Origin of the sequence: uncultured Fretibacterium sp., from assembly GCF_963544685.1 — a bacterium.
GTDB lineage: Bacteria > Synergistota > Synergistia > Synergistales > Aminobacteriaceae > CAJPSE01.
Genome location: NZ_CAUUGJ010000094.1, coordinates 1 through 8,898 on the forward strand (window position 1 = coordinate 1; position 8,898 = coordinate 8,898).

11 protein-coding genes and 1 pseudogene are annotated in these 8,898 nt (G+C 59.7%); 1 reads left to right on the plus strand and 11 read right to left on the minus strand.

Annotated elements, in window-relative coordinates; translation table 11 throughout:
• Positions 1-172 precede the first annotated feature (172 nt).
• From ABLA28_RS08885 to ABLA28_RS08910, 6 genes are all read right to left on the minus strand, one after another.
• Positions 173-523 carry a carboxymuconolactone decarboxylase family protein gene (locus tag ABLA28_RS08885; protein ID WP_347713365.1) on the minus strand — a complete coding sequence of 117 codons (351 nt, stop codon included), beginning with the start codon at positions 521-523 and terminating at the stop codon, positions 173-175.
• An 87-nt stretch (positions 524-610) separates the two neighbouring features.
• The gene (locus tag ABLA28_RS08890) at positions 611-1,108 is read right to left on the minus strand and encodes an ATP-binding cassette domain-containing protein (protein WP_347713356.1); all 498 of its coding nucleotides are present in this window, start codon (positions 1,106-1,108) and stop codon (positions 611-613) included.
• 138 nt (positions 1,109-1,246) lie between these two features.
• A complete protein-coding gene (locus ABLA28_RS08895) occupies positions 1,247-2,386 on the minus strand; it encodes a double-cubane-cluster-containing anaerobic reductase (protein WP_347713357.1) in 1,140 nt (379 codons plus the stop codon).
• Positions 2,387-2,500: 114 nt separating this feature from the next.
• Positions 2,501-3,613 carry a uroporphyrinogen decarboxylase family protein gene (locus ABLA28_RS08900; RefSeq protein ID WP_347713358.1) on the minus strand — a complete coding sequence of 371 codons (1,113 nt, stop codon included), beginning with the start codon at positions 3,611-3,613 and terminating at the stop codon, positions 2,501-2,503.
• A gap of 18 nt (positions 3,614-3,631) precedes the next feature.
• Positions 3,632-5,011, minus strand: coding sequence for a Na+/H+ antiporter NhaC family protein (locus tag ABLA28_RS08905; RefSeq protein ID WP_347713359.1), 1,380 nt, complete (start codon positions 5,009-5,011; stop codon positions 3,632-3,634).
• Between the two features lie 108 nt (positions 5,012-5,119).
• A complete protein-coding gene (locus ABLA28_RS08910) occupies positions 5,120-5,461 on the minus strand; it encodes an alkylmercury lyase family protein (RefSeq protein WP_347713360.1) in 342 nt (113 codons plus the stop codon).
• Positions 5,462-5,524: 63 nt separating this feature from the next.
• Here ABLA28_RS08910 and ABLA28_RS08915 point away from each other — a divergent pair, with 63 nt between their 5' ends.
• A complete protein-coding gene (locus ABLA28_RS08915) occupies positions 5,525-5,728 on the plus strand; it encodes a hypothetical protein (protein ID WP_347713361.1) in 204 nt (67 codons plus the stop codon).
• 93 nt (positions 5,729-5,821) lie between these two features.
• Here ABLA28_RS08915 and ABLA28_RS08920 read toward each other — a convergent pair whose 3' ends face one another.
• The 5 genes and pseudogenes from ABLA28_RS08920 to ABLA28_RS08940 all read right to left on the minus strand — a co-directional run.
• Positions 5,822-6,163, minus strand: a complete 342-nt coding sequence (locus ABLA28_RS08920) for a DsrE family protein (protein ID WP_347713362.1) — start codon at positions 6,161-6,163, stop codon at positions 5,822-5,824.
• Positions 6,164-6,186: 23 nt separating this feature from the next.
• Positions 6,187-6,966 (minus strand): ABC transporter ATP-binding protein, encoded by a 780-nt coding sequence (locus ABLA28_RS08925; RefSeq protein ID WP_347713363.1) that lies wholly within the window; start codon positions 6,964-6,966, stop codon positions 6,187-6,189.
• Positions 6,947-7,717, minus strand: coding sequence for an ABC transporter permease subunit SaoP (gene saoP, locus ABLA28_RS08930; RefSeq protein ID WP_347713366.1), 771 nt, complete (start codon positions 7,715-7,717; stop codon positions 6,947-6,949). The genes ABLA28_RS08925 and saoP overlap by 20 nt, the downstream gene beginning before the upstream one ends.
• Positions 7,718-7,731: 14 nt before the next feature.
• The gene (gene saoB / locus ABLA28_RS08935; RefSeq protein ID WP_347713364.1) at positions 7,732-8,556 is read right to left on the minus strand and encodes an ABC transporter substrate-binding (seleno)protein SaoB; all 825 of its coding nucleotides are present in this window, start codon (positions 8,554-8,556) and stop codon (positions 7,732-7,734) included.
• A pseudogene (locus ABLA28_RS08940) lies at positions 8,549-8,898 on the minus strand (ABC transporter substrate-binding protein); the annotation flags it as partial. The gene saoB and the pseudogene ABLA28_RS08940, both read right to left, overlap by 8 nt.

The following is an 8,898-nucleotide window of genomic DNA, read 5'->3' on the forward strand; positions in this document are numbered from 1 at the left end:
CCAGAATCTCGTCCTTGCCGTCATTCATCACCACAGCCTTGCTGGCCGTAGAGCCGATGTCGATGCCTGCATAGAGCATGCGATGCAACCCCCTCCCGCCCCCAGGTCATACCCACTGCCGTTCAACTCTTTCGGCCGGTAAAGGAAAACGCGGCCCGACCATTCCCGGCAATCACCTCTTCGCCTCGAGCATCTGCTCGAACGCCTGCATGGTGAAGGCGGAGTAGGCGTAGCCGGGACCGCCGCACAGCAGCACCGTGGCGTTGAGGGCCGCGGCCAGCTCCTCGCGGGTAACGCCCAGGTCGACGCACACCTCGAGATGGGAGAGAATGCAGGGCTCGCACTTGCGGGCCACTGCGACCGCCACGCTGATCAGCTCTATCGTCTTGAAGTCCAGCGCACCGCCCTCGCGGCAGCAGGCGCCGCGCATCTGGCCAAAGGCGCCGATCACGTCGGGACTGATCTTCGCAAAGGCCCCAAAACCCTTCTTCAACTCATTCAGCCTCTCCACAGCGTTTTGCATGTTCTGCACAATAAAAACCTCCCGTTTTCGATAAACTGTACGCCGACGTTCGACGCACGCCATTCCGTACGAAACATTCGTCCCGCCTCATGCGCTCATGCGGTTGATGAACCTCTGAACGCGCGGGTTGCCGCTCCCGAAGATCTCCCCCGGGCTTCCCTGCTGCAGAATGTAGCCCTCATCCATAAACAGGATGCGGTCGGAGACCTCCCGGGCGAAGCGCATCTCGTGGGTCACGATCAGCATCGTTGTCGTGTGCCTGGCCGCGAGAGAACGTATGAGCTCCAGCACCTCGCCCAGCAGCTCCGGGTCGAGGGACGAAGTCGGCTCGTCGAACAGCATGACCTCCGGCTTCACCGCCATGGCCCGGCCGATGCCGACGCGCTGCTGCTGCCCTCCGGACATGTGGGCCGGATAGGAGTCCCTCTTGTCCTCCAGCCCCACGACCCGCAGGATGCGCAGGGCCTCCTCCCGTGCCTCGTCCTCCGGAACGCCCTGGACCTGTGTCATGGGCTCCATGATGTTCTGCAGCCCCGTCTTGTTGCGGTTCAACTTTTTTAGCGCAACCATAAACGACTTATCCATAGACACAAGTCCACCTGTTTTTGAGAATCGTGCCGGATCTTTCCAGAAACACAAGCTCTATCACCAGACCGTCAAGCCAAGCGCAACGGATAGATTCGGTTGCAAAACCGCTGTCACGTCTTCCTTATCCGGCGCACCTCACGACATCATCTCGATGAAGGCGCCCAGGCGGGTCTCGATCTGCCCCCGATCCGACTGGGAGAAATCGGTGTCGACGCGAAGATAGGGAAGCCCCAGCTCCTCGTAGATCGTCGTTTTCGTGTGCCAGGCCTCCACGGCGAAGGTGTGGCAGCCCTGCAGAACCACCTCGACGACCCCGTCGACCCTGTAGTCCGAGACCAGGTGCTTCAGGTCGTCGAAGCGTCCTTTGTTGGGCGTCATGACGGAGCAGTTGATCTTCAGGTACCGTTCGGCCAGGGCCTCGTAGGGGTCCTTGTTCTCGTCGACCATAAACCGAAGCGTCCTGGGCCCGGCGCAATGGTCGGAGCACACGTAATCGGCCCCCATGTCCTCCATCCTGCGGATCAGCTTCTCGCGCAGCCCCGTGTTGGGACAGCCCGTAAGAAGAACCCTCGGGCGGCTTCGGGACGTCTCGCGGACGCGATTCCGGAACTCCCTCGCCTTTTCCTCGAGCTTCTCTATCAGGCTGTCGTCCGTGAAGTGGAAGTCGGCGGACTCGGAGACCGTCGTCAGCTCGTATCCCGAGACGGGGGATGGCTTGGCCTTGGTGACCTCGTAAAGCTCTATGAGCGCTTTCCTCACGCGATTTCGGTAGACGATGGCGTCGTGGAGCTTGTCCTCGGTGATCTCGACGCCGAAGAGGTCCTCCAGGAACCTCGCGGCCAGGCGAACCTCCTCCTTCCAGGACTCCAGAGCAAGGGCGTGATCCCTGCCCTGGGGCAGCTTCATGACGTGGACCGGCTTGATCTCGCCCAGGAGCTCGTACATCTTCTTCTTGCCGTCGCAGGTCGTCTCGGCAAGCACCCCGTCGGAGAAGTAGAAGAACGGGCACTGGTCGGTCATGGCCAGCCCGTAGCTGGACTTGATCAAGGGGCACAGGGTCTTGGGCAGCCTCGTCTCGGCCTCCAGGATCCCCTGTTCGCTGTTGCCGCAGAGCCCTACGGGGATGGCCCCCGCAGCGTGGATCAGCTCGGTCGGGGTATAGGAACAGAAGGTTCCCACGACCTTCTTACCCCTCTTCTTTACCTCGTAAAGTGCCAGAAAGGCGTTTCGCCTTTTTTCATCGTAAGTCTCGAAGTTCTTCGGCAGTGAAAGCATGGTTCCCCCCCCGAATATGTCGGCGGCCCCTGCCGCCCGTTTGTCTCTTCCCTCACCCTCTACTGTGGTATGGGGCTTGACAATCCAAGCCCCTAAAAATTCTGTCTTCGAGCCCTATGCGTCATCCATCGCCAAGAGCTCCGCATTCATGGGATATCTGCCGAAAATTCTCGCGGCATCCATCAATGCCTGTAAATTCTCCGCCGGTGTGTCCATAGGCGTTTGACAGCCGGAGGTCAAGGTGAACCCGCCAGGCGAATCCCATGCCTTCCTGATGCACTCCTTTGACGACCTCAGAACATCCTGCGGCGTGCCGAATCTCAGGACATCTACAGGAGGAACGTTGCCCTGAATGGCCATATGCGGGCCAAGGATCTCTTTGGCGTCTTCAAGATCTTCTATATTGTCCAATCCGAAGCAGCCAATCCCGGTCGTATTCAGGTCTTCCCAGATTGCCTTACTCTTTCCGCAGATGTGCAGCCCGCACCCGGCGCCGTTCTCTTTGATGAAATCCACGTTCTTTTGAAAATACGGAAGCGAGAACTCCCTGTACTGCCTTGCCCTCAAAATTGAGGTGGTGCTTACGGGATCCGCAAAGCCGATGCCTACCCCAATCTCAAGCATCCTCTCGATATAGCGCCTGTTGTTCTCGGTGACGATCTGCAGCAGTTGATGTACTTTTTCCGGCTGCTTCACCATGCCGATCAGAAGATTCTCCGTGCCAACGACCATCGCCGCGACGGTGAACGGCCCCGTTACGGTTCCGCTCACCGGGACTTTGTCGCCCAGCTTGTCCTTGACCAACTCGAGCCCTTTGAGAATAATGGGCAGCCTGCCGTCCTTGTCGACATCCACAGGACGAAGTCTCTCCACTTCATCCAGAGAGCGTATCGCCGTCTCCTCGACCTGGGCAATGTTATGGTCGAAGTACCGTATCTTGGTTCCCATGGCTTCCGCCATGCCTCGCAGAGTCGTCGACAGTCCGGCTCCGTCCGAATGAAACGTGTCGTAGATGTACATCTCCAGCTCCAGCATTTTTTCCGATGAGAAATAATAGTCCTTGACCTTGATCCCTATCATCGGTGCAAGAGTCTCTCCGGTGTCGATACAGCACGGAATTCGGTCAACCTCTTTGCCCTCGCGTAAGAGCTTCTCTCTCTCGACAGCGGTCAATTCGTCGGGCTTAATCTCAAGCCCATGTAAATACTGCTCCACCAGGCTGCTCAATTCGGCGCTCCCCGTTCGTTACTTCTCAGACGCGACAACCGGCCTGTTCTCGTCCCAGTCCCATTTCCCCTTCAACGTGAGCCTCTCATAAGCCGGGAAGAAGAACGATAGGATCGTGAATCCCCCCAGAAGGAAGAGATACCAGTTGTAGAGAATGACCTCCATCGGGCTCACTCTGCCCTTGGTCAGGCTGGCGATAAGCAAAAACTGTGCGCCATAGGGGATGAGTCCCTGGAAAATACAGGAGAATATGTCGAGGATCGAGGCTGTCGTGCGCGGGTCGATCTCATACCTTTTGCTGATGTCCTTGGCCATGGCCCCATCGACGATGATCGCCACGGTATTGTTGGCCGTCGCCATATCCGTAAGCCCTGCAAGGAAGCAGAGCCCAACCTTCGCAGACTTCCTGCCCGTGAAAAGCCCGCTGATTTTGTCAAGGAACCAGTTGATGCCGCCGTAATGCCTGGTCATTTCCGCTATTCCGCCCGCAAGCATCGAGAGGAGGAATACCTCGATCATGCCCTGGAATCCTTCCCAGATCTTGACCGCGAATTCAAGCGCGCCGAGATCCCCATACCCGATGCCGATCGTTCCCGCCGAGACAATGCCGATGAGCAGGACTTCAAACACGTTCATGCCGATGAGGGCGAGAGCCAGCACCAGAAGGTAAGGAATGACCTTCACCAGCGAATAGTCGTCTGCCTGGATCGCAACGGCAGTATCGGGGCTCCCGAATTTCACGAGCAGGACGCAGGTCACCAATGCTGCCGGAAGCGTGATCCAGAAATTCGTTCTGAACTTATCCTTGAGCTCGACATTCTGAGTCCTTGTCGCTGCGATCGTCGTATCCGAGATCATGGACAGGTTGTCTCCGAGCATGGCGCCGCTGAGGCATGCCGCCATCACGATCGGAAGGTTCAATCCCGCCTTATCCACAACGCCGAGCGCGATGGGAATCAGCGCCGCCACCGTCCCCATTGACGTACCTGTCGCAATGGACAGGAATCCCGAGATCAGGAAGATCCCTACGGTCAGCATCGAGGCCGGGATGATGGAAACCCCGAGGTTGACCGTTGAGTCGATCCCTCCCATGGCTCTTGCAACCGTTGAAAACGCTCCCGCAAGGAGGAAGATCATCAGCATCGTCAAGATATCTTCGTTGCCGGCGCCTTTGGCGAAGATAGCGAAGTTCCCGTTCACTCCAGTTTTGTAGTGAATTGCGAAACCGACGATAACCGCGATGAACATGGCCACTACCGAGGGAAACTGATAGAATGCCATCTCGACGCCCTGAATCTGCAGGATGATTCCCGCCCCCATGTAGATAGCAATAAAGATCAGAAAAGGTAAGAGGGGTAACCCGCTGCTTTTCCTTTCGTTGTTCATTTCGTTGTTCATTCTTCAATAGCCTCCTCTGAGATAGTCAATATTCAAGGAAATACTGATTGCCCTCTACGGAATCGCCGGTCCAAGACTTCGAACCAGAATTCTACCCCCGGGGCCGGCTTACTCCCCGTCGCTGAACAGCATGCGCCCCACGGAAAACGCCTCCTCCAGGTTCAGGCAGAAGGAGTGGTCCGGACAGACCCCGTGGTCCTTTGCAAACTGGTCGTAATCCTCCTGAGACTTGAAGAAGAGCATGGAACAGCAGCAGCAGAAGGCCCAGCTGTCGCTGGCCTTCAGATCGGCGTGCAACACGCGGATGGCGGCCTCGTCCGGCAGCGCGCAGCACAGCTTTCCGTCCTTGACGACGACGCGGATAGCTACGCCGCTGTTGCTGCAGGAGGAGGTGACGACGATGTCCTGGTTGAAGGTGAAGGCGCAGCCCAAAGCGTCGATGGCGCACATGCAATAGACCGTCCGTCGGCCAGAGCGGCCAGATGGCGGGAGGGCCTGGCGGAGACGGGGTAGATGGAGGAGACGCTGCCGTCCTCCTCTATGAACAGCGCATTCTTGTCCCTCAGCCTCTCGACCATCGCCCTCTCCTCGCCGTCGGCGGGGAGAAAGGCCCTGCGGGTGTCCGCAATGGAGTTGATGATCCTGTTGCGGAAGGCGTTTTCCTCCGCGGTCAGCCGGGCGGCGATGCTGTCGATGATGATGCGCTCCCGGTCGTAGTTCCTGAATGTCAGAGAATCCCTGAAGTTTGTCATAGCCAAGACTCCTTTCTCGTTTCCAGGGGTAACAGGTGATGGGGGAAAGCGCGATACGTTAAAGCGTGATGACCTGATCGACGCCGCCGATCTCCCCAAGGATCGCGTAGAGGTTGGGGAAGCAGCCGATGGCGGCGCCCCCGATGAGTTTCCTGTCGATGCCCCGCTCGATGGCGCACTGGTCGCAGGCCATCAGAAGCATCCCGGTCTTGTCCGCAACGGCCTGGAGGCGCTGGGCCATTGGGGTCCCCTCGACCAGGAAGAAGGTGTTCATGAAGAAAAACATGCCCTTGACGTCGGCCCCGTGTTTTCCGGCCTCCAGCTGCGGCAGGATCATCGTACTCAGGATCTTCTGCGAATTCGTGGTTGCAAAAACGTACGCTACCTTCATGAGAGACATGAGAAAAACTCCTTTCCCGATATTCAATTCGAGAACAGCTTCTCGGACTCGCGAAACGCCCTGCGCAGCAGGTCCGTCAGGTCGCCGACGTAATCCTTGAACCGCCTCGAAGAACGGTCGCGCGGACGGGGCATGTCGATCGCGACGTCGGCCAGAAGACGGCACCCTCCGGCCCCCATGACGAGCACCCTGTCGCTGAGGAAGACGGACTCGCCGACATCGTGCGTGACCATCACGACGGTGGCCGCGACCTGGCGCACGAGGAGATCCAGCTCGTTCTGCATGATCTCGCGCATCTGAAAGTCGATGGCCCCGAGCGGCTCGTCCAGCAAAAGCACCTTCGGCCTGCCGGCCAGGGCGCGCACGACGGCGACGCGCTGCTGCATGCCGCCGGAGAGCTGGATGGGGTATTTCCCCTCGTGCCCCTTGAGGTGGGCCAGCTCGAGCAGCTCGTTCAGCCGCGTCTCCTGTTTTTCCCGGGACTCTCCGGCTATCCTCAAAGAGTAGAGGATGTTCGACCGAACGGTCATCCAAGGAAAAAGCGCGTAGTTCTGAAAGACGTAGCCGCGTTCCACGCCCGGCCCCTCGATGGGCCTCCCCTCCAGGGCGGCCGTCCCCTCCGTGCAGGTCTGGAACCCGGCCAGTATGGTCAGCAGGGTCGTCTTGCCGCACCCCGAAGGGCCCAGCAGCGAGACGAACTGCCCCTTACTCACCTCGAACGAGAGGTCGTCGATGACGGACCGGACGAGTCCGTCCCGGTCCATGAAGGATTTTTTGACGTGGTCAACGGTCAGCAGCGCCATCTTTGTATCTCCATCCGGTCAGGCTGTGTTCGAGCAGGACGATGCTCTTGTCCATGGCGAACCCCACCAGGGCCGACATGATCATCAGGGCGTACAACAGGGGCGTGTTCATGCGCACCTGCGCCTCGACCATGATGTAGCCGAACCCCTTGCTGGTGGCGATGAACTCGGCGCAGATGACCGACATCCACGCGCCGCCGAGGGCCAGCCGGCACCCCGTCAGAAAGCTGGGAAGCGCACCGGGAAAGACGACGTCCCTCAGGACCTGCCACGTTCCGGCCCCCATGCACCGTGCTGCGTTCTTATAGTTGGGGTCGATGTTCATGACCCCGGAGATCGTGTTGATCAGGATGGGGAACACGGCGCTCATGGCGATCATGAAGATGGTCGGCCCGTCCCCGAGCCCGAACCAGATGATGGAAAGCGGCACCCAGGCCATGATGGGGACCTGCCGTATCGAGTTCACGTAGGGGGACAGGGCGACGAGCGCGGTGCGGGAGGAGCCCATGAGGAGCCCCAGAGGCAGCCCGATCGCGACCGAGTAGACGCAGCCCGTGAAGACGCGCACGAGGGTGATGCCGAGGTTGGACATCACCTTTTTGTCGAACCAACCGGTGAAGAAGGTCTTCATCGTGACGAGGAAGTCCGGAAGGATCAGGCTGCGGTCGATCGCCCTGGCCAGGAAGTACCAGAGCAGGCAGACGGCCAGCGTGCCGGCCAGCATGCAGACGAAGCCCTTCCGGCGCCCCATGATGGCGGCCAGGTTCAGCCCCCTTCTGCCGGAGAAATTGGTGCCGGAAGCGTTAATAATTGAACGTTCATTTTGTGCCATGCTCGCAATGTTTCCTCTCCGCATTCGACGCCCAGGACCTGCGGAAGCAGCTCTTCGCAGAGAGAAGCCTCCAGCCTCCCGACCGTATCGTTGTAATGTCCGACAAAATCCTTGAAATCCGTGCTCCCGAGCAGCGCCTCGTGGACGACCAGAACCGCGGAGGGAGCGTCACAGGGCAGCGCGCGGTTCCGATACTGCGGAAGTTTGATCGCGTCGGCGGCGTCCAGCACGACCGCGTCGACGGCTCCGCACTCCAGGGCGTAGGGCAGGGCCGGGGCCGTGATCGGATGCAGCTGCACCGCGCCCCCCAGGTTGGCGAAAACGGCCTGCCTCTGAAGGTCCCGCCCATTCATGTATCCCACCGTCCGGGGATGTGCCGCATCCCGGGCGACCAGCACGTTCGCATTTTTCACCAGCCCGCCGACCACCTTGAACGGGACCCCGGAGGACAGAAACTTCTGCGCCGCATCCGGACACAGCACCGCCATGTCGAAGTCGCCGCCGGCCAGCGCAAACTCGGCCTGCGTGCCGCAGCAGTCGCTGAGCTGGAGAAAGGAGAGCCGCCTCATGTCGACGGAGCCGACCCTTGAGCTGCCGGTCCGGGCGGCGTAGGCGACGATCTGCCCGGCCAGGTCCTCGCCGCAGGCGATCATGAGCCCCTCTCCGCGCGGACGCCGGGACGGGGCGGCCAGAAAAACGGCCGTCGCCGCCAGCGCCGCACAGAGGATGAGGACGAGCGGAGTGGTGCGTCTATTCAACGATACCGTCGACCTCGACGGCCTTCGCCCTCCAGTCCTTGTAGCTCATTCCGGTGGGGAACACCGGGTCCACCTTCTCTTGGATGAACCGGTCGAAGTCGATCGCGCCGGAGGCCTCGAAATAGGAGAGATCGATGTAGTCGTCCAGATTCACGGTATTGATGTCGTCCCGGACGTGGTAGTGCCTCATCGTGTCGAGCTGGTTTTGCATGTTCTGGCGGTTCAGCTTCCAGCTGATCGTCCGGCCCTCCTCGTTCAGCTTCTTGTAGAGCGTCATCAGGCCGACCTCCAGGGGGACGTTGTAGTTCTCGGCGAAGATGCGGGCCGCCTTGTAGGGATGCT